Genomic DNA, 24,069 nt, shown 5'->3' with positions numbered 1-24,069 from the left:
AAAATACCTCTCAAAGCGTGGCGGAAGGTGGTGATGAAACCGGCAAGGACTCCTCAGACATTCGTAGCACCCGTTAGCTGGAATGATTTACCCAAAGGCGCATATTACCGTGAGGCGCTGGAAGGAGAACTCAAGCCCTGGTTCGCAAAAATGTATGGTTTTCATTTGCTTAAGATCGGCAATCTCAGCGCAGAAATCAATGCCGAAAGTTGCGCCGTTTCCCATCAGGTGAATGTTTCCCTAGCGGGCGAGCCAATGCAGGTTCGTGCCGATCCGCTGCATCTGCCTTTTGCGGAAAAATCCGTTGATGCCTGCCTGCTGGCGCACACGCTTTCGTGGTGTACCGATCCGCACCGCTTATTGCAGGAAGTTGATCGTGTGCTGATTGACGACGGCTGGCTGGTGATGAGCGGCTTTAATCCGATTAGCCTGCTCGGCCTGGCGAAGGCCGTACCGTTTGCTCGCCGCTCGCCAGCCGTCAAAAGCCGCATGTTTACGCTGATGCGCCAGTTCGACTGGTTATCACTGCTCAATTTCGAAGTGTTACATTATAGCCGTTTTCGCGTGCTGCCATGGACGAAGCAGGGCGGTAAACTGCTTAGCTCGCATTTACCCGCGCTGGGGTGCATGCAGTTGATCGTCGCCCGCAAACGCACCATTCCGTTGACGCTCAACCCGATGAAGCAGAGCCGTAACAAAACCCCGGTGCGCCAGGCTGTTGGCGCAACGCGTCAGTCTTAAGCCTCTGGCTGATAACCCACGTCTTCCTGGGTCGGGTTCATCGCCGCCGCTCGCGCCAGCTCATCGCAGCGTTCGTTTTCCGGGTGCCCGGCATGGCCTTTGACCCATTCCCATTTGATTTGGTGCTGGCTGAGCGCTGCGTCCAGCCGCTGCCAGAGATCGACATTCTTCACCGGTTTTTTCTCTGCGGTTTTCCAGCCGCGCTTTTTCCAGTTGTGGATCCACTGGGTAATTCCCTGGCGCACATACTGGCTGTCGGTGCTGAGCACGATTTCGCAATGCTCTTTTAATGCTTCCAGCGCCACGATAGCGGCCATCAATTCCATACGGTTGTTGGTCGTCAGACGGTAGCCTGCGCTGAAGGTTCTTTCATGCTGACGATAGCGTAAGATGGCGCCGTAACCGCCGGGACCTGGGTTACCGAGACAAGATCCGTCGGTGAAAATTTCTACCTGTTTAAGCATCTCTGGTAGACTTCCTGAGTTGAAAACGACAAGTCTGACATAAATGGCCGCTATGAGCACTGCAATTACACGACAGATCGTCCTCGATACCGAAACCACCGGTATGAACCAGATCGGCGCCCACTATGAAGGGCACAAAATTATTGAAATCGGCGCGGTAGAAGTCGTCAACCGGCGACTCACCGGCAATAACTATCATATCTATCTGAAGCCCGATCGGCTGGTCGATCCCGAAGCGTTTGGCGTTCACGGTATTGCCGATGAATTCCTGCTGGATAAACCCACGTTCGCCGATATCGCCGATGAATTTATCGATTATATTCGCGGCGCAGAGCTGGTGATCCATAACGCATCGTTTGATATCGGCTTTATGGACTATGAGTTCGGCAAGCTGAATCGCGGGATCCCAAAGACCGATACGTTCTGTAAGGTCACCGATAGTCTGGCGCTGGCGCGTAAAATGTTTCCGGGCAAGCGCAACAGCCTCGATGCGCTCTGTTCTCGTTACGAAATCGACAACAGCAAACGTACGCTGCACGGGGCGTTACTCGATGCCCAGATCCTTGCTGATGTGTATCTGATGATGACCGGCGGCCAGACATCGATGAAATTTTCGATGGAAGGCGAAGGGCAGTCTCAGACGGGAGAAGTGGGGATCCAACGCGTTGTCCGTGCTGCCAGTAAGCTGCGCGTTGTTTTAGCCAGTGATGATGAGCTGGCAGCCCATGAATCGCGCCTGGATTTGGTGCAGAAAAAGGGCGGAAGTTGCCTGTGGCGCGGCTAAATCAGGTACTTATGCATGAATATTTGCTGTATAGATGATTTTTGCAGCAAATGATTAGAAACAGAAGAAAAAGCGTTGACGGCACCAGGTGCAATACGTAATATGCGCCTCGTTCCCTGACGGGAACACAGCGGAGCGGTAGTTCAGTCGGTTAGAATACCTGCCTGTCACGCAGGGGGTCGCGGGTTCGAGTCCCGTCCGTTCCGCCACTATTCAGAAGGCCTGAATCAGCAATGATTCAGGCCTTTGTCATTTCAGTTCTCCGCTTTCTCACTTTGCCGTATGGCTGGTGCTCCCGTTCTTATACAACTGCTAACGTTGATAGTTTTGACGGAATAACTCTCTGAACCCATGCCTTATCCAGTGGATAAAGATTCTTATGAATGCGGCTGTAGTTCAGGGCATAAAAGGCGGTGCTGAATCAACGTGACGAACGACCACATCGCCTCTTTCGCGCCGGAGCCGACAACGGCCTGGATGCAGCAGATAAAGGCAATCAAGGTCAGCAGCAGAAGCAAGTGGTGGGGAGTCAATGGCCGCTGCGGGGTTATTGGCAGGGGGATTATTTTTATGGCTGATTCTGATACCTGGCGTTCAAAAGGCCTGAGCGTCATGGTTCAGGCACTTGCCGTTTCTGCCCACGTACTCACCGGCTACCGGCTAAGTGGGCAATATACCGCTGGCGTTCAGCGCGTCAGGCGAAGCTGTTGTAAATTGCCATCAAGTTGCAAATCGGTTTGCAGACGCGCCACATCCCGGCAGGTAAATGCCATCGCCCGGTGTGTTTCCAGTTTCTGCCGCCACTTCTCCGGTACCGCTTCGAGGTTTTCGTATAGCGCCTCCAGCGTTGGAAACGTACTCAGCAACTGCGTTGCGCTTTTCGGACCAATGCCCGCCACGCCCGGTACTTTCGAACTGCTGATCCCAGCCAGCCCCCAGTAATCCGGTAATTGCTCTGGCGTAACCCCGTACTCCTGAGCAATAAAGGGCGCGTCCAGCCAGCGTTTCTGAAAGTAGTCGCGAATGCGGATCGTCGGGGAGAGCAACTGGCAGTAGCCTTTGTCCGTTGAGACAATCGTCGCCTGTTGCCCGGCCTGCGCCATTTTCACCGCCAGCGTTGCAGCAAGATCGTCGGCTTCGTTGCCAGGCGTTGCCCAACAGCGGATCCCGCGTTGTTCGAAAGCCGCACGCAGTAATGGCATTTCCGTCTGAAGGGTATCCGGCATGGGAGGGCGACCCGCTTTGTAATCCGGCAGTAACTGATGGCGCCAGCCCTGGTTACGGGCCTCATCATCAAAAACCGCGACGGCATGGGTTGGCTGACTGTGGATAATCAACTGCTCCAGCGCATGCAGGCAGGTATCAACGCAAGGTGAACCTTGCACCGCATGGATACGGCGAATCAGATTAAGTGCGTCAACAATGAGCAGATGAGCCACAGATACCCTCCTTGAAATCATCCGCTAAGGGTATCATCGCATGCCTGGCGAGGCTATAAAGCAGGGCAAAATCAGGAAGATGCCTCGCAAAACGAGGCATCTGATGCGGGATTAGTCGCAGGACACGATCTTCATCGCCAGCCCGCCGCGAGAAGTTTCACGGTATTTGGCGTTCATATCTTTTCCGGTTTCATACATTGTTTCGATAACTTTATCGAGGCAGACGCGCGGTTCACTGGTGCGACGCAGCGCCATTCGCGCGGCATTGACCGCTTTCACCGAAGCAATCGCGTTACGCTCGATACAGGGCACCTGCACCTGGCCTGCTACCGGGTCGCAGGTCAGACCGAGGTTGTGCTCCATACCGATTTCCGCCGCGATACAGACTTGCGCCGGGCTGCCGCCCAACAACTCCGCCAGCCCGGCCGCCGCCATGGAACAGGCGACGCCGACTTCGCCCTGGCAGCCTACTTCCGCGCCGGAAATGGAGGCGTTCATCTTATACAGCGAGCCAATGGCGCTGGCGACCAGCAGATAACGCGCCAGTGAATTAGCGTTAACCTGACGGATAAAGCGATCGTAATACGCCAGTACCGCAGGCACGATCCCGCACGCGCCGTTTGTCGGTGCCGTCACTACACGCCCACCGGCGGCGTTCTCCTCGTTCACTGCCAGCGCGAACATATTGATCCAGTCAACCACGGCCATCGGGTCGGTGCTGGTTTTATCGCTGCTGACCAGCATACGGCGCAGCGCAGCGGCACGGCGCGGAACGCGCAGTTTGCCAGGCAATACCCCTTCCGTTGCGATACCGCGCTCGATACCACCCTGCATCACTTCCCACACGCGGGCGAGATGCTGCTCCAGTTCGGTTTTGCTGTGCAACGCCAGCTCGTTTTTCATCATCAACCCGGAGAGCGATAAACCGGTCTCCTGGCAATGACGCTGCAAATCGGCGGCGGTTTGGTAAGGGTAGGGCACTTCGACCGGCGCGCTGGTGGGCTGGCCAAAGTGTTCTTCGTCAACGATAAACCCGCCGCCGATGGAGTAATAGGTCTGGCTGTAGAGCACCTGTTCGCCCGCAAGCGCAGTAATACGCATGCCGTTTTCGTGCAGCGAGAGGTTATCCGCATGGAAATTCATGCATTGATCGACCGGAAACTCCACTTCGTGCGCTTCGTTGGCCAACTGCAGGCGGCCATGGGTATTAACATCCTGAATAAAACCCGGAATGGCATCAATATCGACGCTATCCGGCAGATTCCCCGCCAGGCCCATAATAATCGCGATGTCAGTATGGTGCCCTTTACCGGTCAGGGAGAGAGAACCGTAAACATCCACCACGACGCGGGTTACGTCGTGCAAGATGCCACGGGCAATCAGATCGTCTGTGAACTGTTTACCGGCTTTCATTGGACCCACGGTGTGCGAGCTGGACGGCCCGATACCGATTTTAAAAATATCGAATACGCTGATCATGACGCATTATCCATTGCTATAGGGGATGCGCCGCCCGACAGGACGGCGCGAAAAGATTAACTGAACAGGGAGAAGAAGATCGCGGAGATGGCGATGAGACCCATAATCACGACGAAGATGTTGCTGATAGCGCCGCTGTATTTGCGCATTGCCGGTACTTTCGCGATGGCATACATCGGCATCAGGAACAGGATCATCGCAATGATTGGCCCACCCAGGGTTTCGATCATACCCAGAATGCTTGGGTTCAAGGTGGCAACGGCCCAGGTGGTCAACAGCATGAACAGCGCGGTAATTTTATTCAGTTTGTTGATTTCGATGGATTTGCCTTTGCTGCGCAGAGACTTAATCACCATACCGTTAAAGCCTTCACGGGCGCCCAGGTAGTGGCCGAGGAACGATTTGGTGATGGCGATCATCGCAATGATCGGCGCCATCCAGGCGATAACTGGCGCATTAAAGTGGTTCGCCAGATAAGAGAGAATGGAGATGTTCTGCTCTTTCGCCGAAACCAGATCGGCGGGCGCCAGGCTCAGCACACAGCTAAACACAAAGAACATAACGGTCATCACCATCATGAGGTGCGCAAAGGCCAGAATGCGGGAGCATTTACGTTCGGCTTCTGCGCCGTACTCTTCACGCTTGGCAACGGCAAAAGAGGAGATGATCGGCGAGTGGTTAAACGAGAACACCATCACCGGGATTGCCAGCCACAGCGTCATCCACAGGCCATGACCGGTGGCGGACGCGCTGCTCAGCGACAGGGTTTCCAGCACGGCACCGTTCCACTGTGGAATCAGGTACACCGCCAGCAGCATCAGAGCGATAACGAACGGAAATACCAGGATGCTCATCGCTTTCACAATCATCTGCTCACCGAAGCGCACAATGGTCATCATACCGACGATAAGGATCAGCGACAGAATCGCGCGCGGCGGCGGAGTCATTCCCAACTGGTGGGTCATAAAGCTGTCCACGGTATTGGTGATCGCCACGCTATAAACCAGCAGGATCGGATAAATCGCGAAGAAATAAAGCAGGGTAATCAACTTACCAGCGCCGATACCGAAATGCTCTTCGACCACTTCAGTAATGTCTTCACCTGGGTTTTTACCGGACAACACAAAGCGGGTCAGGCCACGGTGGGCGAAGTAGGTCATCGGGAAAGCGAGAATTGCCATGATGATGAGCGGGATCAGGCCGCCGACACCGGCATTAATTGGCAGAAACAGAACGCCTGCGCCGATGGCTGTGCCGTAAAGGCCCAACATCCACATAGTGTCGGTTTTGCGCCATGAACTGCGTGTTTCTACGGAGGTTCCTACGCCAGTCTGAATGGTTTCCATTTATACATCTCCTGGGGAAGCAAAATACTGCCGTTGCAGACAAATCAAATGTCGGAAACGTCAGCGTCAATATTTAAGTCGGCCAATTACAGTTTTTTTATAATTTCTCCCTGTAACTATTTGCGGCGGAAAGATACAGATAAGTTATGACAACATCAGTGATGCGGATCTCAAATGCAATAATCCACTTTTTATACGGATATATTTAGACCATTTATCTGGCTAATTATTAACATGTGAAATTTATGGGCGAAAAGGCTAACACTCGCCAGATATGCGATCAAATAACCGGTGACAGAAGATGATAAAAGCACTGCAAAACAACGTTTTTGCAGTTATTTATCGATATTAAAGGCGGTTGTTATACATGAATTGCTGGTCAGCAAATGATGGGCTACACGCGAGATATAAGGGCGGATTATGACTCCGCCCTGGAAAGGTCAATTAAGTACAAATTTCGTAGCAGGGGATGTAAGCGGAACCAGGGAGTTTCATACGGTGCTGGGCAACAAAACCCTGCAACAGATCGTCCATCCGGCGCATCATGTCACTATCACCGTGAATTTTATAGGGACCAAACGCTTCAATTGCGCGGATACCAGGCTCTTTCACGTTACCTGCCACAATACCCGAGAAGGCCCGGCGCAGATCCGCCGCCAGCACTTCTACCGGTTGGTCTGGGTAGAGTTTCAGGTTTGCCATATTTTCATGGGTCGGTTCGAACGGCACTTGCAGATCCGGCGCAATGCGAATTGACCAGTTGAAACTGTAGGCGTCCCCGGTATCGCGACGGTTCTCTTTCACCAGCGGCATGGCTTTTTTCATCTGACGCGCCACTTCCGCCGCATCATTAACGATGATGGTGTAGTGGCGACGCGCAGCTTCGCCCAGCGTATTGACAATAAATTCGTCCAGAACGCGGAAGTAGTCCGCACTCTCTTTCGGCCCGGTAAGGATCAGCGGCAGCACCTGGTTTTTGTTCGCCGGATTCATCAGGATCCCCAGCAGATAGAGCAGCTCTTCCGCCGTGCCCACGCCGCCAGGAAAGATAATGATCCCGTGCGCGATGCGGACAAAAGCTTCCAGCCGTTTTTCAATATCCGGCATGATGATCAATTCATTGACCAGCGGATTCGGCGGCTCAGCGGCGATAATGGATGGCTCGGTCATGCCGATAAAACGACCATCTTTATAGCGTTGCTGCGCATGGCCAACCGCGGCACCTTTCATTGGCGCTTCCATCGCGCCCGGCCCGCAGCCGGTGCAGATATTCAGCTCGCGCAGGCCTAACTGCGTACCCACACGGCGGGCGTAAAGGTACTCGGTTTCGTTGATCGAGTGGCCGCCCCAGCAAACCACCATATTTGGCGCTTCGCCGACGTGCAGGGCACGCGCGTTACGCAAAATGGAGAAGACCAGGTTGGTAATATGGATAGAGCTTTCCAGATTTAAATGCTGGAAACGCCCGGCATTATGAATTTGCCCATTGACGAAGAGAATATCGCGCAGGACCGCGAACAAGTTGGCCTGCAACGAGCGGATGATCCGCCCGTCGACAAAGGCCTCTTCCGGCGGGTTGATCAATTCCAGCTTCACGCCGCGTTCACGGCGCAACACGTTGATATCAAAACCGACATTGCGGGAAAGCAGCTCTTTGCTGCTATCCGTCTGGCTCCCTGAGTTCAGTACAGCGAGCGAGCAGTTGCGAAACAGTTGATAAAGGTCGCTGCTGGCCGTGCGTTTAAGCATATCGACTTCCAACTGCGACAGCATATCCATTGAGCCAAGCGGGCTAATATGTGTAATCAAGTGAACTCCTTAACGGGACGGAATTTATCTTCCCACTGATTACAATAGCCCTGGCTTATGACGTTTAACAACCCGGCGGGAAATGTTTTACTGACGTACCAGACGCCCGGTTGCAGGGATGAAATCGGTATTGGTACGCCACGGATTGATATCCAGCCCGCCACGACGCGTGTAGCGTGCGTAAACGCTCAGTTTTTCTGGCTGGCAGAAGCGCTGAATGTCGGTAAAAATGCGCTCAACGCACTGCTCGTGAAACTCGTTGTGATGGCGGAAAGAGACCAGATAGCGCAGCAGTTTCTCGCGATCGATCTTTGGCCCCCGGTACTGGATCTGCACAGAGCCCCAGTCCGGCTGGTGGGTAATCAGACAGTTTGATTTCAGCAGATGGCTGACCAGCGTCTCTTCAACCACTTTGCCGCTGGCGGCGTCCGTCAGCCACGCAGCATCAAAGGCATAGCTCTCGATTTCAATGTCCTGCTCGTCAATACAGGTGCCATGGAAATGGGCGATCGGCTGGCCTTCCAGTTCATCAATACGGTACAGCGCCACGCTGACGTTGCCTTGCGCGCAGGCGCTCAAATCGCGTTGTAGAGTGTCGCGTACCTCATCCCAACTGGCGAAGCGCGTCTGGTTAAAACTGTTGAGATAGAGTTTAAAGCTTTTCGATTCCACCAGATTCACGCTGGCGTGATCCAGTTCGACGTGGCCTACCGCCACCTGCGGTAAACCTTTGGCATTCAGCCAGGAGAGTTCATAAAGCGTCCAGATATCCGCTCCCTGAAAAGGAAGATTCCCGGCCGTCAGGCCCAGCGGATCGCGATTTAATGAACGGGGAACGCCCTGCAACAGGCTGGCGTCGTAGGTATCGCGGTAATCAGTGGTTTTGCCAAGAGTCAGGCCAGCCAGCGCCTGGTGGTTATCGTAAGAAGACATGTTTCATCGCCATTTTGCAGGTAAACTATTACGCAGAGTTTATCCTGGCTTAGATGAAGAGAGAAATCGGTGGAAAACGAGACGGCCATTGCGCTGAAAGCTTTTACGGAACGTTATTGCGACGCGTGGCACGCAGCGCGCGGCACCTGGCCACAAAGCGAGGAGCTGCACGGGATTCCATCACCCTGCATTATCTCTTCAACCGATGAGTATGTGATTTGGCAACCGCAGCCATTCTCCGCGCAACCGAACGTAAACCCGGTTGAGCAGGCGATGGACATTGTGGTACAAACGCCGGTTCATACGTTTTATACCACGCAATTCGCCGGGGATATGCACGCGCGCCTTGGCGCACTGCCGCTGACGCTGACGCTGCTGCAAACCTGGAGCGAAGAAGATTTTCTGCGCGTACAGGAAAACCTGATTGGTCATCTTGTCACGCAGAAAAGATTAAAGCTTTCGCCGACGTTGTTTATCGCCACACTTGATAGCGAGCTGGATGTCATTTCGCTGTGTAACCTGAGTGGTGAAGTGGTGCAAGAGACGCTGGGTACCCGCCAGCGCACCGTTCTGGCCCCGAGCCTTGCGAATTTTCTTAACCAGCTTGAACCTGTCGTGTAGTCCCCGTTGCTACTCTGCTTGTGCGAGATCTCTTACACGACCTGTGAGAGATCGCCAGGACATTTGCCATACTGTCATTGTGCTATTCCCCCTATACTTATTTAATTTCATAACGTTACGCTTTAACCCTTGCATATAAAGGGTTTCATTCAAAAGAAAATTTGCGTTAGGTGTTCTTGTAAGGGGGAGCAGAATGGGTAATTCTGTTTCTGTCGACAGGGAGTCTGACAACGAAGCGTACATCAGGATGATGTTGCTTCAGGGACACACCGGGAAGGTGCTACAGGGAAAGGCTTCAGGATGAAGCAGCAGGACAACGCAGGATTGCGTTAAGGGACACCTCCAGGAAGGAGAATGAGAGTCGGTCAGGATGGCCGGCAGATCAGGATGATCAGGGACACGCATTAAGGATGAGGCTAAGTCACATCGGGGTGGTGTGAGCATGATGCACAGTTCACGGATGAACCGGTCAGGAGACCACAGGAAAAGTTTTCAAGGATGAGCAGGGAGCACAACGAGTAGCCGGACTGCTACGAAACGAACCGGGAGCACTGTTTTTACAGTGCTCCCTTTTTTTATTTGCTCTGGTCTTTGCTATGCTGCGCGCCAGTCTGTTTTCTAGCGGGGGTTTTTATGACTCTTCATCAACGAGTGCGCGAGCAACTTCATCAACTCGAAGCGCAACTGCGCAAGCAAAATCTATGGCAAAGCGTGGCGCCAGCACCGGATGCTTTTACAAGCACGCAACCCTTCTGTATGGATACCCTGGAGCCGTTCGAGTGGCTGCAATGGGTATTAATTCCACGTATGCACGCGCTGCTGGATGGCCAGCAGCCGCTACCGCAGGCGTTTGCCATCGCGCCCTATTATGAAATCGCTGTTGACGCCACGCACCCCTCCCGTGAGGTGATGCTGGTTCACCTTCAGCAGCTTGACGCGCTGTTCGCTGGCGAAGATGACTAATGCTGGAGATTATTTACCAGGACGAATGGCTGGTGGCGGTGAACAAACCTTCCGGCTGGCTGGTACATCGTAGCTGGCTGGAGCGCGATGAAAAAGTGGTGGTAATGCAAACCGTGCGCGACCAAATCGGCCAGCATGTTTTTACCGCGCACCGTCTCGACAGGCCAACATCCGGCGTTTTATTAATGGGCCTTTCCAGTGAAGCGGGCCGCCGCCTGGCGCAGCAGTTTGAGCAGCATCAAATCCAGAAACGCTATCACGCAATTGTGCGCGGTTGGTTGATGGAAGAGGCACTGCTTGATTACCCGCTGGTGGAGGAGCTGGACAAAGTCGCTGACAAATTCGCCCGCGCGAATAAAGATCCGCAGCCTGCGGTAACCCATTATCGTGGGCTGGCGACCACCGAAATGTCCGTGGCGACCAGTAAATTTCCGACCACCCGTTATGGGCTGGTTGAACTGGAACCGAAAACCGGGCGCAAACATCAGTTACGCCGCCATCTGGCGCACTTACGCCATCCGATCATTGGTGACAGCAAGCACGGTGATTTGCGGCAAAACCGCAGCGCCGCAGAGCATTTTGGTTGTCAGCGGCTGATGCTGCATGCCAGCCAGTTAACGCTCACGCATCCGTTTACCGGCGAAGCCTTAACGCTGCGCGCTGGTCTGGATGCGGTGTGGATGCAGGCGCTGTCGCACTTCGGCTGGCGCGGGCTTCTCCCTGAGAATGAAAGGGTTGAGTTTGCGTCGCTGAACGGTCAGGATGAGGGCCATCTCGAATCACACAAGGAGTGATGAGCATGGCGAAGGTCGGAATTTTTGTTGGCACCATGTACGGTAATTCGCTGCTGGTGGCGGAAGAAGCGCAGGAAATCTTAAACGCGCACGGCCATAGCGCGACGGTGTTTGAAGATCCTACTGCGGCGGACTGGGATAACAACAAAGGCCATTACGCGCTGGTGGTAACGTCGACGACCGGGCAGGGCGATTTGCCGGACAGCATTGCGCCGTTGTTCCACTACCTGCGCGATACCGTGGGTTACCAGCCGGATTTACATTATGGTGTGATTGCCCTGGGCGATAGCACATACGCCAATTTCTGCGGCGGCGGCAAACAGTTTGATGCGTTGTTGCAGGAGCAGAGCGCACAGCGCATCGGTGATATGCTGCTGATTGACGCGAATGAAGACCCGGAGCCGGAAAGCGTGTCAAATCCGTGGGTTGAACACTGGGCAACGTTGCTGAAATAACGTTTTCCCTCCTCATCCGGGGAGGGAAAATACTCTCTTTTTATGGCGTCAAGCGACGCATTTCACATTCTTCGATCTCTACCTTCGTCTGATCTTCTTTGCCGATCCCCGGCTTCCATTTCCGTGAAGTACTCCCCATCACCCTGGGCTAATGCAATAAAGCAACTTGCCGGGCCCGATGAATGTTGTGTTGTTGCACGGTGAGTGTTGAAAGGCCGCTTCTTATACTTTTCTCGCCAGTTAAAAAATGCGTTCCGCTAACGGGAAAAACCCCGGCAGGAATAGCAAAAAACACACTACATCATCCTGTCTTCCCCTACAGGTTGTGCCGTACAGGATGAATGTACAAAGAACATTGATGCTTCGGGAGTACAACCATGAGTACATTCAGCCAGGCGGCGAGCGGCGCTGAAAAGCGCACAAACGCCCGCTACTGGATAGTGGTGATGCTGTTTATCGTCACATCCTTCAACTACGGCGATCGCGCAACATTGTCGATTGCTGGTTCGGAGATGTCCAAAGCCATCGGTCTTGATTCGGTCGCCATGGGCTATGTTTTTTCTGCATTTTCATGGGCCTATGTGATTGGCCAGATCCCGGGCGGCTGGTTGCTTGACCGCTTCGGCTCCAAACGGGTCTATTTCTGGTCCATCTTTACCTGGTCGCTGTTCACCTTATTGCAGGGCTTTGTCGATATCTTCAGTGGCTTCGGCATCATCGTGGCTCTCTTTACTCTGCGTTTTATGGTCGGCCTGGCCGAATCGCCCTCCTTCCCCGGTAACAGCCGTATCGTTGCGGCCTGGTTCCCGGCGCAGGAGAGGGGCACGGCGGTGGCGATTTTTAACTCCGCACAATATTTCGCGACCGTTATTTTTGCGCCGATCATGGGCTGGCTGACGCACGAAGTGGGCTGGTCGCACGTCTTCTTCTTCATGGGTGGTTTAGGGATCTTCATCAGTCTGCTGTGGCAGAAAATGATCCACGAGCCGAATCAGCACCCTGGCGTCAACAAGAAGGAGCTGGAGTACATTGCCGAAGGCGGCGCGCTGATCAACATGGATCAGAAGAACAATACTCACAGTGTCCCGTTCGCGGAAAAATGGGGGCAGATTAAGCAACTGCTGGGTTCGCGCATGATGATCGGCGTCTACCTGGGGCAGTACTGCATTAACGCCCTGACTTACTTCTTCATCACCTGGTTCCCGGTGTATCTGGTGCAGGCGCGCGGCATGTCGATTCTGAAGGCCGGTTTTGTGGCGTCAATTCCGGCTATTTGCGGGTTTGTCGGTGGCGTGCTTGGCGGCATCATTTCAGACTGGTTAATGCGTCGCTACGGCTCGCTGAATATGGCCCGCAAAACACCGATCGTACTGGGTATGCTGCTGTCGATGAGCATGGTGTTCTGTAACTACACCAACTCGGAAATGATGATCATCGGCTTTATGTCGCTGGCCTTCTTTGGTAAAGGGATTGGCGCGCTGGGCTGGGCGGTGATGGCAGATACCGCGCCGAAAGAGATCAGCGGTCTGAGCGGCGGCCTGTTCAATATGTTCGGCAACATCTCCGGTATCGTGACGCCCATTGCTATCGGCTACATCGTTGGCTCTACCGGTTCGTTTAATGGCGCGCTGATTTATGTCGGTATCCATGCGCTGGTGGCGGTATTGAGCTATCTGGTACTGGTCGGCGATATCAAACGTATCGTACTGAAACCTACAGGACGCGAGTAATGAATACACAAGCCAGCCCGATTATCACCGGGATGAAAGTCATTCCCGTCGCCGGGCATGACAGTATGCTGATGAACATTGGCGGCGCGCATAACGCTTACTTCACGCGCAACATCGTCGTGCTGACGGATAACGCCGGGAATACTGGCGTCGGTGAAGCGCCCGGCGGCGAAGTGATCTACAAAACGCTGGTTGATGCCACTCCGATGGTGGTCGGGCAGGAAGTTGCCCGGCTGAACAAAGTGGTGCAGCGCGTGCATAAAGGCAACCAGGCGGCGGATTTCGATACCTTCGGCAAAGGCGCATGGACCTTTGAACTGCGCGTCAATGCGGTTGCAGCGCTGGAAGCTGCGCTGCTCGATCTGCTTGGTAAAGCGCTGAACGTACCGGTGTGCGAGCTGCTTGGCCCCGGCAAACAGCGCGATGCCGTTACGGTACTGGGTTATCTGTTCTACGTCGGCGATCGCACGAAAACCGATCTTCCCTATCTGGATGCCACGCCTGGCAGCCACGAATGGTATCGCCTGCGTCATCAGGAAGCGATGACCAGCGATGCGGTGGTACGTCTGGCGGAGGCCTCGCAGGATCGTTACGGCTTTAAAGATTTCAAACTGAAAGGCGGCGTCCTGCCCGGTGAGCAAGAGATCGAAACCGTGAAGGCGTTGAAAAAACGCTTCCCGAATGCGCGCATTACGGTGGACCCGAACGGCGCCTGGCTGCTGGACGAAGCCATTAGCCTGTGTAAAGGGCTGAATGATGTGCTGACCTACGCCGAAGATCCGTGCGGTGCCGAGCAGGGGTTCTCTGGCCGCGAAGTGATGGCGGAGTTCCGCCGCGCTACCGGTCTGCCGGTCGCCACCAATATGATCGCCACCAACTGGCGAGAAATGGGTCACGCGGTGATGCTGAATGCTGTCGATATTCCACTGGCGGATCCGCACTTCTGGACACTCTCCGGCGCCGTGCGGGTTGCGCAGTTGTGCGATGACTGGGGGCTGACCTGGGGCTGTCACTCCAACAACCATTTCGATATTTCACTGGCGATGTTTACCCATGTCGGCGCCGCTGCACCGGGAACACCAACCGCTATCGACACCCACTGGATCTGGCAGGAGGGCGATGCCCGCCTGACCCAACAGCCGCTGGAAATCAGGCAGGGCAAAATTGCCGTGCCGGATGCGCCAGGCCTCGGCGTGGAGATCGACTGGCATCAAATCGAGAAAGCACATGCCGCCTATAAAAAACTGCCTGGCGGCGCGCGCAATGACGCAGGCCCGATGCAGTACCTCATCCCGGGCTGGACGTTTGACAAAAAACGCCCGGTCTTTGGACGTCATTGAGAGAGAAAAGGATAAAAAATGAGCACATATACGTCTACCCCCGTTGTCGCATCCATGCAGGTGATCCCGGTTGCCGGGCACGACAGCATGCTGATGAACCTGAGCGGCGCGCATGCCCCTTTCTTCACCCGCAATATCGTGGTGATCAAAGACAACGCAGGGCACACCGGCGTGGGGGAAATTCCGGGCGGCGAGAAAATCCGTAAAACGCTGGAAGATGCGATTCCGCTGGTGGTTGGTAAAACGCTGGGTGAATACAAAAACGTGCTGAACAGCGTGCGCCAGACTTTCGCCGATCGCGATGCCGGCGGCCGCGGGCTGCAAACTTTCGACTTGCGCACCACAATCCATGTGGTAACGGGTATCGAAGCGGCGATGCTGGATCTGTTAGGCCAGCACCTTGGCGTCAACGTCGCCTCCCTGCTGGGCGAAGGCCAGCAGCGTAATGAAGTCGAGATGCTGGGCTACCTGTTCTTCGTCGGCGACAGCAAAAAAACGCCGCTGCCGTACCAGAGTCAGCCGGATGACAAATGCGACTGGTATCGCGTTCGCCATGAAGAGGCAATGACGCCGGATCGCGTCGTGCGTCTGGCGGAAGCCGCTTATGAAAAATATGGCTTTAACGATTTCAAACTGAAAGGCGGCGTTCTGGCGGGCATGGAAGAGGCGGAAGCCATTTCCGCGCTGGCAAAACGCTTCCCGCAGGCGCGCGTCACGCTGGATCCCAATGGCGCATGGTCGCTGGATGAAGCCATCAAAATCGGTAAGCACCTGAAAGGCGTACTGGCTTACGCGGAAGATCCCTGCGGTGCTGAACAGGGTTTCTCTGGCCGTGAAGTGATGGCAGAATTCCGCCGTGCGACCGGTCTGCCGACGGCGACCAACATGATCGCCACCGACTGGCGGCAGATGGGACATACGCTGTCGCTGCAATCGGTGGATATTCCGCTGGCGGATCCGCATTTCTGGACGATGCAGGGCTCGGTACGTGTGGCGCAAATGTGCCACGAATTTGGCCTGACCTGGGGCTCACACTCCAACAACCACTTCGATATTTCGCTGGCGATGTTCACTCACGTCGCTGCCGCTGCGCCTGGCAACATTACCGCTATCGACACACACTGGATCTGGCAGGAGGGCAATCAGCGCCTGACCAAACAGCCGTTCGAAATCAAAGGCGGGATGGTACAGGTTCCGACCACGCCGGGTCTGGGCGTTGAACTGGATATGGATCAGGTGATGAAAGCCAACGCGCTGTATCAGAAACATGGCCTTGGCGCGCGTGATGATGCGATGGGGATGCAGTATCTGATCCCTGACTGGAAGTTTGATAACAAACGGCCCTGCATGGTGCGTTAATGAAATTGCCAGTCCTTGCGGGGGCTGGCATTTCAGTACCTTTCCTGGGTGTATGCTTATTGTTGTGAATATGCATAAGGATGGCTTATGAAGATTGTTATCGCTCCTGACTCTTACAAAGAAAGCTTAAGCGCCCTGGAAGTTGCGACGGCCATTGAGCGTGGTTTTCGCGAGATATTTCCCTCGGCGGAGTATATAAAAATTCCGGTTGCAGACGGTGGCGAAGGGACGGTAGAAGCCATGGTTGCTGCGACCAACGGCCGTATTGTTAAGGTAGCGGTGAAGGGCCCGCTGGGCGAACAGGCGGAAGGATTTTATGGCATTTCCGGCGATGAGCAGTCGGCGTTTATTGAAATGGCGGCGGCCAGCGGGCTGGAAATGGTGCCGCCGGCGAAGCGCGATCCGCTGATTACCACGTCGTGGGGAACCGGCGAACTGATCCGCCATGCGCTGGATGCAGGCGTTAAACATATCATTATTGGCATCGGCGGCAGCGCCACCAATGACGGTGGCGCAGGCATGGTGCAGGCGCTGGGCGCAAAGTTGCTCGACGAGCAGGATCGGCAGATTGCGCCAGGCGGCGCGGCGCTGGAATCGCTGGCGCGCATTGATCTCCGCGAGCTGGATAAACGTCTTGCCGGTTGTCGCATTGAAGTGGCCTGCGACGTAACCAATCCATTAACCGGAGAAGCGGGGGCATCGGCCGTTTTTGGCCCGCAGAAAGGTGCGACACCAGAGATGATTGCCCGGCTGGACAAGGCGCTGGCGCATTATGCAGAGATCATTGCCCGCGATCTGGACATCGACGTGCTGAACCTGGCGGGCGGCGGCGCAGCGGGCGGCATGGGCGCGGCATTATATGCGTTTTGCGGCGCGGAATTGCGCCAGGGGATCGAGATTGTCACCGACGCGCTGGCGCTGGATAAACATGTCAGGGGCGCGGATCTGGTGATCACCGGTGAAGGGCGCATCGACAGCCAGACGGTGCATGGCAAAGTGCCGGTCGGCGTAGCGAAAGTGGCCAAGCGCTACAATATTCCGGTGATCGGCATTGCCGGGAGCCTCACCGCCGATGTTGGCGTGGTGCACGATCATGGCATTGATGCCGTTTTCAGCGTGCTCTATACGATCTGTACGCTGGAAAAAGCGCTGGCAAATGCAGGTGAAAACGTCCGTATGACGGCGCGCAATGTGGCAGCGGTGCTAAAAGCGGGGCAGCAACTGTAGTGATATTTGCCGGATGGCGCAGGCGCTTATCCGGCTTACAAAGCGATTAAAGTGTCGCACTATCCCATGCCGGAAGGCATTGCCGCCATCCGGCGTGCAAGTCATCCGGCGTTCAGGCCATTCGTTACTCTCAACATCGCTACCCAATCAACCGGTGCGCTTCGCGCGTAACGTTATCCATCTCATCAAGCAGTTCCAGAAACTCCGGTTCCAGCTCGTCGGCACTGACGCCGCTACGCAGTTGATGTTCAATGAGCTGGCAGAGGTTTTTCAGCCGAGGAACGCCGCTGTAACCGCAACTGCCGTGCAGCTTGTGGATCGCTTCCTGCAACCCCTGCGGCGCTTCGCCGACCAGTTGTTCCTCCACCATATTGCGGATCTCCGGCAGAAACTCGATCAGCATATGCAGCATCTCGCGCGCAAGGTCGGTTTTCCCCGCCGCCTGTCGCAGCGCCAGTTGCCAGTCGAGCGTAACATCGTGATTGATCGGCAGCTCCACCGGGATCTCTTCGGTTTCCGGCGTATGCCAGACGCTGATTTCCGGGCCAGGCTTATAGCGCAACAGCAGGTTATGCAGCTTATCTTCTTCGATTGGCTTGGCCAGATAATCGTTCATCCCGGCGCTGAGCAACTTCTCTTTTTGCCCGGCCATCGCATGTGCGGTTACGGCGACGACGGGAGTTTGCTGCTGATGCGGTAGCTGGCGGATCAACTCGCAGGCACGAATACCGTCCATATCCGGCATCTGGATATCCATCAGAATCAGATCGAACTGCATCTGTTTGGCCCGCTCGATGGCTTGCAAACCGTTCTCGCACAGCTCGACGTGCTGCACCTGATCCTCAAGCAGAACGCCAATTAGCTTCAGGTTCGCCGGGTTGTCATCCACCGCCATGACGCTCATTGGCAGTTTGCTTTCATCCTCATGTGAGGTCCGAACCAGTTGCGTCGCGCGACAATACTCAGTCAAGGCGGGCAGCAGGCGGGTAGTGGTCAGCGGTTTAAGCAGACAAGCCGCTGCACCATCCTGTTTCAGCTCTTCGGCATTCACTTGTGCGTGGCACGGTAACGCCAGCAGCAGATAGTCGGTCATGGCTGCCGCACGCGCCAGGCGATCGTGCTGCATGCTGAGCGGCTCGCGCACGGTTACCGGCACCGCCAACAGCAAAATATCGTAGTGCCCTTGCGGGAGCGCCGAGAATGACGGGCTATAAATTATCTCCAGCGGCGTGTTGTTGAGCACTTCCAGCGTGCTTTGCGCCGCTGCGGCATTCGGTTCGACATACGCCAGACGTTTACCGACCAGTCTTTCCGTGGCGGGCGCTTCGGTGATGGCGTTTGGATTGAGGTCGAGATCAATATGGAACCAGAAGGTCGAACCCCGGTTCGGCTGGCTATGGAAAGAGATATCGCCGCCCATCTCATTCACCAGCCGTTGCGTGATCACCAACCCCAGGCCAGTACCGCCGTGGCGGCGAGAGATGCTGGCATCCGCCTGACGAAATGCCTGGAACAGGCGCGACTGATCGCGTTCCGGAATGCCGATGCCGGTATCGCGGATCTGCACCTCAATTTGCACTTTGTTATTGCTGATGGCGCGTTTCTCAACCACCACATCGATATTGCCATGTTCGGTAAACTTGATGGCGTTGCCGACCAGATTGGTGATCACTTGCTGCAGACGCAGCGGGTCGCCAATCACGTTATCCGGGACATCATTTTTGATGTTCAGGGTCAGCTCAAGCCCCTTATCGTGCGCCGAGTGCGCCAGCAAGATCACCACCTCATCCAGCGTGTTGCGCAGAGGGAACGGAATACTTTCGAGGATCAGTTTGCCCGCTTCCAGCTTGGAGAAGTCCAGCACATCGTTAATGATCGCCAGTAGGTTATTCGCCGAGCGTTCAATGGTCAGCAGGTGATCGCGCTGGGTAGGATTCAGCTCAGATTTCAATGTCAAACGGGTAAAGCCAATCACGCCATTCAGCGGTGTGCGCAGCTCATGAGACATATTGGCGAGAAACTCAGATTTAATTCGCGCGGCTTCCTGCGCACGCTTTTTCGCCAGATCCAGCTCAACGTTCTGGATCTCCATCTGCTCCAGCGTTTCACGCAGATCCGAGGTAGATTGATCGATATTATGCTGCATCTCTTCGTGGTAGGCCGCCAGCGACATGGCCATCGAATTGATGCCGTTTTTCAGCATATCCAGCTCGCCGAGCATAAAACCTTCAACACGGCTGTCGAGCTGCCCGCGACGGATACGGTCGACGGTATTCACCATATTACGAATGGGACCAGTCACGTCGCGCATCAGACGCCAGCCAAAAATCAGCGCAATACCAATACAGAATAAAATCATCAGGCTGGAGATAAAAATCTCCTTGTACTGCTGCAGGCGTACCGATTTCAGATCCAACTGTAGCGCCACATAGCCGAGCATATTGCCGGTGATTTTATCCGCAGGCAGAGCGGTGTTTGCCGGTTCAAGCCCCTCGGACAGGATCGGTGTGCGCAGCACCATCGTATCGCCGCGGCGGGTAACGTTTAGCTTGCGCGGGAAAGGCTGCCCTTCTGGCACCCTCAGATCGTCACCATCAAGCTGGAAATTGGACGAGACGAACACATCGTTGCGCCCGTCGTAAATGGTGATAGCGCGGACGATGTCAGAATGGCGGCGGTGAAGCACGCTAATCAACTGGCCAATGGCTTCGCGATCCTGTAGCGCCATGCTGTATTCGCTGGAAACCGCCAGCGGTTCGATAATACTGGCGCCTGCGTCTTCCAGTTGACGCTGTAAATCGTTATAGCGGTGAACGACGAAAAAGATACTGAGCAGCACACCGATAAGCACAGTGGGGGCCAGGATCAGAATCATCATGCGTGCGCGCAAGCTGTAGTTGGTCATGGAGTTCCGTTATGGGAGAATTAGGCCATTACACAGTTATTGAGAATATTCACTGCAATGGCGCAATTCTACTCTGCAAAACGACGCGTGACGACTCGTGAGCGCATTACCGTCACGGCAACCGACCTCGATCCCTTTGGTCAGGGGGTTGCTCGCCATAATGGTAAAGCGTTGTTTATCCCCGGATTATTACCAGCAGAAACGGCGGAAATTACCCTCAAAGAGGAAAAACGTCAGTTTGCCCGTGGGGAAGTAAAACACCGCCTGAATGACAGCCCGGAGCGCGTTAAACCGGAATGTCCACATTTTGGCGTTTGCGGCGGGTGCCAGCAGCAACATGCCAGCGTTGCTCTGCAACAGCGCAGTAAAAGCGCGGCACTGGCGCGATTGATGAAACAGAACGTTGACGAGGTGATTGCCGCACAACCCTGGGGATATCGCCGTCGGGCGCGTTTGAGCCTCAGTTGGCAACCGAAAACGCAGCGTCTGGAGATGGGGTTTCGCAAAGCGGGCGACAACGACATTATCAATGTGAGGCGTTGCCCGGTACTGGTGCCCCGTCTTGAGGCAATGCTGGTGCCGTTGCATGAATGTCTGGCAGGGCTTGGCGCAGTGCGCCATCTGGGGCACGTCGAACTGGTGGAGGCCGACAATGGCCCACTGATGGTTTTGCGGCACACTGCGCCGTTAAGTCATGCGGATAAAGAAAAACTGGAACGTTTTTCGCATTCTCAGGGGATTGCGCTGTACCTCGCGCCACAAAGCGAGATACTTGAACATGTTAGCGGAGAATCCCCCTGGTACAGCTCCGACGGGCTACGCTTAATGTTCAGCCCGCGGGACTTTATTCAGGTCAACGATGGCGTCAATCAGCAAATGGTGGCTCATGCGCTGGCGTGGCTTGATATCCAGCCCGACGACCGCGTACTGGATCTGTTCTGCGGTATGGGGAATTTCACTCTGCCGCTGGCGCAGCGCGCGTTAAGTGTCGTTGGGGTGGAAGGCGTCGCCGATCTGGTGGCGAAAGCGCAGGAGAATGCGCAACAGAATGGCTTGCAGAATGTGACATTCTTTCATGAAAATCTGGAGGATGATGTCACTCGGCAACCCTGGGCGAGCCAGGGATTTGATAAGGTGTTGCTCGATCCCGCGCGCACAGGAGCTGCCGGGGTGATGCGACATATTATAAAATTGTCTCCCGGCAGAGTGGTGTACGTTTCCTGTAACCCCGCCACGCTTGCCCGTGACAGTGAAGCGCTATTAAATGCAGGTTACCAGATTCAGCGGCTGGCGATGCTGGACATGTTTCCGCACACTGGTCATCTGGAATCGATGGTGTTGTTTGTGAAAAACAAATGATTAATTTCGGCTTGTCGAATTCGGCAGGCCCGGTCCCTGAAAGGAGAGGACAATGGTTGCGGTACGCAGTGCGCATTTGAACAAAGCGGGTGAATTCGATCCAGTCAAATGGATTGCCAGTCTGGGGATCACCAGTCAGCCGTCGTGTGAACGCTTAACCGAAACCTGGGAATATTGTCTGCGACAAACGCAGGGGCATCCGGATGCTGGCGTCGTGTTGTGGCGCGGCATTGAGATGGTAGAAATTCTCTCCATGCTGAGTATGGATATCGACACGTTGCGTGCGGCGCTACTGTTTCCGTTGGCCGATGCTGAAGTGGTGAGCGAAGAGGTGCTGAGTGAAAACGTCGGCGCCTCGGTGGTCAACCTGATTCACGGCGTGCGCGACATGGCTGCCATCCGCCAGTTGAAAGCCACGCATACGGATGCTGTCTCTTCTGAACAGGTTGATAACGTTCGCCGCATGCTGCTGGCGATGGTTGATGATTTCCGCTGCGTGGTCATTAAGCTGGCCGAACGTATCGCGCATCTGCGTGAAGTAAAAGATGCGCCGGAAGATGAACGTGTACTGGCGGCGAAAGAGTGTACCAACATCTATGCGCCACTGGCGAACAGGCTGGGCATCGGGCAACTGAAATGGGAGCTGGAGGATTACTGCTTCCGCTACCTGCATCCGGCGGAATACAAGCGCATTGCTAAGCTGTTGCATGAACGCCGTATCGATCGCGAACACTATATCGACGAGTTTGTCGGCCATCTGCGTGCCGAAATGAAAACCGAAGGCGTCAAAGCTGAGGTCTACGGCCGACCAAAGCACATCTACAGTATCTGGCGGAAGATGCAGAAAAAACATCTCGCTTTTGACGAGCTGTTTGATGTGCGTGCAGTGCGTATTGTTGCCGAACGCTTGCAGGATTGTTATGCCGCACTGGGGATTGTGCATACCCATTACCGCCATCTGCCGGATGAGTTCGATGACTACGTCGCCAACCCTAAACCGAACGGTTATCAGTCTATTCATACGGTAGTTCTGGGGCCGGGCGGGAAAACCGTTGAAATCCAGATTCGTACCCGCCAGATGCATGAAGACGCAGAGCTGGGCGTTGCCGCACACTGGAAGTACAAAGAGGGGACGGCAGTTGCCGGCAGCCCGCGTTCAGCGCATGAAGACAGGATTGCCTGGCTGCGTAAACTGATCGCCTGGCAGGAAGAGATGGCCGATTCCGGCGAAATGCTGGATGAAGTCCGCAGCCAAGTCTTTGACGATCGGGTGTATGTGTTTACGCCGAAGGGTGACGTGGTCGATCTGCCTGCCGGCTCCACGCCGCTGGACTTTGCCTACCACATTCACAGCGACGTAGGGCATCGTTGCATTGGCGCGAAGATCGGCGGGCGCATCGTTCCCTTTACTTACCAGTTGCAGATGGGCGACCAGGTTGAAATTATCACCCAGAAGCAGCCGAACCCAAGCCGCGACTGGCTGAATCCGAACCTCGGCTATGTGACAACCAGCCGCGGGCGTTCGAAGATCCACGCCTGGTTCCGTAAGCAGGATCGCGACAAAAACATTCTTGCCGGACGGCAGATCCTCGACGATGAGCTGGCGCATCTGGGGATCAGCCTGAAAGAGGCGGAAAAACATCTGCTGCCGCGTTACAACTTTAACGAGCTGGAAGAGTTGCTGGCGGCGATTGGCGGTGGCGATATCCGTCTTAATCAGATGGTGAACTTCCTGCAATCGCAGTTCAATAAACCGAGCGCCGAAGAGCAGGACGCCGCCGCGCTGAAACAGTTGCAGCAGAAAACGTATGCGCCGCAAAGCCGCAGCAAAGACAATGGTCGTGTGGTGGTGGAAGGCGTAGGTAATCTGATGCATCACATTGCGCGCTGCTGCCAGCCGATTCCGGGCGATGAAATCGTTGGATTTATCACCCAGGGCCGCGGGATCTCGATCCACCGCGCCGACTGCGATCAGCTGGAAGAGCTGCGCACCGTTGCGCCAGAGCGCATCGTGGATGCCGTCTGGGGCGAGAGCTACTCGGCGGGATACTCGCTGGTGGTGCGCGTGACGGCAAACGACCGTAGCGGCCTGCTGCGCGATATCACCACCATTCTCGCCAATGAGAAGGTGAACGTGCTGGGCGTTGCCAGCCGCAGCGACACCAAAGAACAGCTTGCCACCATCGATATGAATATCGAAATCTACAACCTGCAGGTGCTGGGCCGTGTGCTTGGCAAACTCAACCAGGTGCCGGACGTTATCGACGCCCGCCGTCTGCACGGTGGCTGATTTTCACTTCATCCGATCCTCTCCCGTCAGC

The 24,069-nt window shown here is 55.1% G+C and carries 19 protein-coding genes, 1 tRNA gene and 1 pseudogene; 13 read left to right on the top strand and 8 right to left on the bottom strand.

The annotated features are described in order from the left end of the window. Positions 1 to 33 precede the first annotated feature (33 nt). Positions 34 to 741 (top strand): class I SAM-dependent methyltransferase, encoded by a 708-nt coding sequence (locus AWR26_RS20725; protein ID WP_043954885.1) that lies wholly within the window; start codon positions 34 to 36, stop codon positions 739 to 741. Here AWR26_RS20725 and rnhA read toward each other — a convergent pair. Further along, positions 738 to 1,205, bottom strand: coding sequence for a ribonuclease HI (gene rnhA, locus AWR26_RS20720; protein WP_035889499.1), 468 nt, complete (start codon positions 1,203 to 1,205; stop codon positions 738 to 740). The genes AWR26_RS20725 and rnhA overlap by 4 nt on opposite strands. A gap of 52 nt (positions 1,206 to 1,257) precedes the next feature. On the opposite strand from rnhA, the gene dnaQ reads away from it, so the two are divergent. Then, positions 1,258 to 1,989, top strand: coding sequence for a DNA polymerase III subunit epsilon (gene dnaQ / locus AWR26_RS20715; protein WP_090397556.1), 732 nt, complete (start codon positions 1,258 to 1,260; stop codon positions 1,987 to 1,989). 132 nt (positions 1,990 to 2,121) lie between these two features. Further along, positions 2,122 to 2,198 (top strand) — tRNA-Asp (locus tag AWR26_RS20710). Between the two features lie 92 nt (positions 2,199 to 2,290). Here AWR26_RS20710 and AWR26_RS20705 read toward each other — a convergent pair. From AWR26_RS20705 to queF, 6 genes and pseudogenes are all read right to left on the bottom strand, one after another. Next, positions 2,291 to 2,501: pseudogene (locus tag AWR26_RS20705) on the bottom strand (hypothetical protein); the annotation flags it as partial. A gap of 174 nt (positions 2,502 to 2,675) precedes the next feature. Continuing rightward, complete coding sequence (gene xni / locus AWR26_RS20700; RefSeq protein WP_064568367.1) at positions 2,676 to 3,449, bottom strand: flap endonuclease Xni; 774 nt, start codon at positions 3,447 to 3,449, stop codon at positions 2,676 to 2,678. A gap of 90 nt (positions 3,450 to 3,539) precedes the next feature. Continuing rightward, complete coding sequence (locus tag AWR26_RS20695; RefSeq protein ID WP_064568366.1) at positions 3,540 to 4,907, bottom strand: L-serine ammonia-lyase; 1,368 nt, start codon at positions 4,905 to 4,907, stop codon at positions 3,540 to 3,542. A 56-nt stretch (positions 4,908 to 4,963) separates the two neighbouring features. After that, on the bottom strand, positions 4,964 to 6,253 hold the full coding sequence (locus tag AWR26_RS20690; RefSeq protein ID WP_064568365.1) for an HAAAP family serine/threonine permease: 1,290 nt from the start codon (positions 6,251 to 6,253) through the stop codon (positions 4,964 to 4,966). Between the two features lie 444 nt (positions 6,254 to 6,697). Continuing rightward, the gene (ppnN, locus tag AWR26_RS20685) at positions 6,698 to 8,062 is read right to left on the bottom strand and encodes a nucleotide 5'-monophosphate nucleosidase PpnN (RefSeq protein WP_043954876.1); all 1,365 of its coding nucleotides are present in this window, start codon (positions 8,060 to 8,062) and stop codon (positions 6,698 to 6,700) included. Positions 8,063 to 8,149: 87 nt separating this feature from the next. Then, on the bottom strand, positions 8,150 to 8,995 hold the full coding sequence (queF, locus tag AWR26_RS20680) for an NADPH-dependent 7-cyano-7-deazaguanine reductase QueF (RefSeq protein ID WP_064568364.1): 846 nt from the start codon (positions 8,993 to 8,995) through the stop codon (positions 8,150 to 8,152). Positions 8,996 to 9,064: 69 nt separating this feature from the next. On the opposite strand from queF, the gene syd reads away from it, so the two are divergent. The 8 genes from syd to AWR26_RS20640 all read left to right on the top strand — a co-directional run bounded on the left by syd (position 9,065) and on the right by AWR26_RS20640 (position 17,484). Continuing rightward, positions 9,065 to 9,616, top strand: coding sequence for a SecY-interacting protein (syd, locus tag AWR26_RS20675; RefSeq protein WP_064568363.1), 552 nt, complete (start codon positions 9,065 to 9,067; stop codon positions 9,614 to 9,616). Positions 9,617 to 10,249: 633 nt separating this feature from the next. Then, a complete protein-coding gene (locus tag AWR26_RS20670; protein WP_064568362.1) occupies positions 10,250 to 10,579 on the top strand; it encodes a YqcC family protein in 330 nt (109 codons plus the stop codon). After that, on the top strand, positions 10,579 to 11,373 hold the full coding sequence (gene truC, locus AWR26_RS20665; RefSeq protein ID WP_064568361.1) for a tRNA pseudouridine(65) synthase TruC: 795 nt from the start codon (positions 10,579 to 10,581) through the stop codon (positions 11,371 to 11,373). Before AWR26_RS20670 ends, truC begins: the two co-directional genes overlap by 1 nt. Before the next feature lie 5 nt (positions 11,374 to 11,378). Continuing rightward, entirely contained in the window at positions 11,379 to 11,828 is a 450-nt protein-coding gene (locus AWR26_RS20660) for a flavodoxin (RefSeq protein WP_064569074.1), read from the top strand. Positions 11,829 to 12,205: 377 nt separating this feature from the next. Further along, entirely contained in the window at positions 12,206 to 13,558 is a 1,353-nt protein-coding gene (locus AWR26_RS20655) for an MFS transporter (RefSeq protein ID WP_064568360.1), read from the top strand. Continuing rightward, the gene (locus AWR26_RS20650; RefSeq protein WP_064568359.1) at positions 13,558 to 14,898 is read left to right on the top strand and encodes an enolase C-terminal domain-like protein; all 1,341 of its coding nucleotides are present in this window, start codon (positions 13,558 to 13,560) and stop codon (positions 14,896 to 14,898) included. The genes AWR26_RS20655 and AWR26_RS20650 overlap by 1 nt, the downstream gene beginning before the upstream one ends. A gap of 18 nt (positions 14,899 to 14,916) precedes the next feature. After that, on the top strand, positions 14,917 to 16,257 hold the full coding sequence (gene gudD, locus AWR26_RS20645; RefSeq protein ID WP_064568358.1) for a glucarate dehydratase: 1,341 nt from the start codon (positions 14,917 to 14,919) through the stop codon (positions 16,255 to 16,257). Between the two features lie 87 nt (positions 16,258 to 16,344). Next, positions 16,345 to 17,484 (top strand): glycerate kinase, encoded by a 1,140-nt coding sequence (locus AWR26_RS20640; RefSeq protein ID WP_064568357.1) that lies wholly within the window; start codon positions 16,345 to 16,347, stop codon positions 17,482 to 17,484. Positions 17,485 to 17,623: 139 nt separating this feature from the next. Here the strand turns inward: AWR26_RS20640 and barA are convergent, their stop codons facing one another. Beyond that, positions 17,624 to 20,389, bottom strand: a complete 2,766-nt coding sequence (gene barA / locus AWR26_RS20635) for a two-component sensor histidine kinase BarA (RefSeq protein ID WP_064568356.1) — start codon at positions 20,387 to 20,389, stop codon at positions 17,624 to 17,626. Positions 20,390 to 20,446: 57 nt separating this feature from the next. Here barA and rlmD point away from each other — a divergent pair, with 57 nt between their 5' ends. Next, positions 20,447 to 21,748 carry a 23S rRNA (uracil(1939)-C(5))-methyltransferase RlmD gene (gene rlmD / locus AWR26_RS20630; protein ID WP_064568355.1) on the top strand — a complete coding sequence of 434 codons (1,302 nt, stop codon included), beginning with the start codon at positions 20,447 to 20,449 and terminating at the stop codon, positions 21,746 to 21,748. A 52-nt stretch (positions 21,749 to 21,800) separates the two neighbouring features. After that, on the top strand, positions 21,801 to 24,038 hold the full coding sequence (relA, locus tag AWR26_RS20625; protein ID WP_064568354.1) for a GTP diphosphokinase: 2,238 nt from the start codon (positions 21,801 to 21,803) through the stop codon (positions 24,036 to 24,038). Positions 24,039 to 24,069 lie beyond the last annotated feature (31 nt).

The organism is Kosakonia oryzae, assembly GCF_001658025.2.
Taxonomy (GTDB): Bacteria; Pseudomonadota; Gammaproteobacteria; order Enterobacterales; family Enterobacteriaceae; genus Kosakonia; species Kosakonia oryzae.
Note: the sequence above shows the minus strand (reverse complement) of the source record. Positions and strands in the feature narration are given on the sequence as shown.

What these genes read in the sequence shown, in the direction of transcription:
- AWR26_RS20725 (WP_043954885.1), top strand. Translation starts at nt 34, where the DNA reads ATGAAACCGGCAAGGACTCCTCAGACATTCGTAGCACCCGTTAGCTGG.
- rnhA (WP_035889499.1), bottom strand. Translation starts at nt 1,205, where the DNA reads ATGCTTAAACAGGTAGAAATTTTCACCGACGGATCTTGTCTCGGTAAC.
- dnaQ (WP_090397556.1), top strand. Translation starts at nt 1,258, where the DNA reads ATGAGCACTGCAATTACACGACAGATCGTCCTCGATACCGAAACCACC.
- xni (WP_064568367.1), bottom strand. Translation starts at nt 3,449, where the DNA reads ATGATTTCAAGGAGGGTATCTGTGGCTCATCTGCTCATTGTTGACGCA.
- AWR26_RS20695 (WP_064568366.1), bottom strand. Translation starts at nt 4,907, where the DNA reads ATGATCAGCGTATTCGATATTTTTAAAATCGGTATCGGGCCGTCCAGC.
- AWR26_RS20690 (WP_064568365.1), bottom strand. Translation starts at nt 6,253, where the DNA reads ATGGAAACCATTCAGACTGGCGTAGGAACCTCCGTAGAAACACGCAGT.
- queF (WP_064568364.1), bottom strand. Translation starts at nt 8,995, where the DNA reads ATGTCTTCTTACGATAACCACCAGGCGCTGGCTGGCCTGACTCTTGGC.
- AWR26_RS20670 (WP_064568362.1), top strand. Translation starts at nt 10,250, where the DNA reads ATGACTCTTCATCAACGAGTGCGCGAGCAACTTCATCAACTCGAAGCG.
- truC (WP_064568361.1), top strand. Translation starts at nt 10,579, where the DNA reads ATGCTGGAGATTATTTACCAGGACGAATGGCTGGTGGCGGTGAACAAA.
- AWR26_RS20660 (WP_064569074.1), top strand. Translation starts at nt 11,379, where the DNA reads ATGGCGAAGGTCGGAATTTTTGTTGGCACCATGTACGGTAATTCGCTG.
- AWR26_RS20655 (WP_064568360.1), top strand. Translation starts at nt 12,206, where the DNA reads ATGAGTACATTCAGCCAGGCGGCGAGCGGCGCTGAAAAGCGCACAAAC.
- AWR26_RS20650 (WP_064568359.1), top strand. Translation starts at nt 13,558, where the DNA reads ATGAATACACAAGCCAGCCCGATTATCACCGGGATGAAAGTCATTCCC.
- gudD (WP_064568358.1), top strand. Translation starts at nt 14,917, where the DNA reads ATGAGCACATATACGTCTACCCCCGTTGTCGCATCCATGCAGGTGATC.
- AWR26_RS20640 (WP_064568357.1), top strand. Translation starts at nt 16,345, where the DNA reads ATGAAGATTGTTATCGCTCCTGACTCTTACAAAGAAAGCTTAAGCGCC.
- barA (WP_064568356.1), bottom strand. Translation starts at nt 20,389, where the DNA reads ATGACCAACTACAGCTTGCGCGCACGCATGATGATTCTGATCCTGGCC.
- rlmD (WP_064568355.1), top strand. Translation starts at nt 20,447, where the DNA reads ATGGCGCAATTCTACTCTGCAAAACGACGCGTGACGACTCGTGAGCGC.
- relA (WP_064568354.1), top strand. Translation starts at nt 21,801, where the DNA reads ATGGTTGCGGTACGCAGTGCGCATTTGAACAAAGCGGGTGAATTCGAT.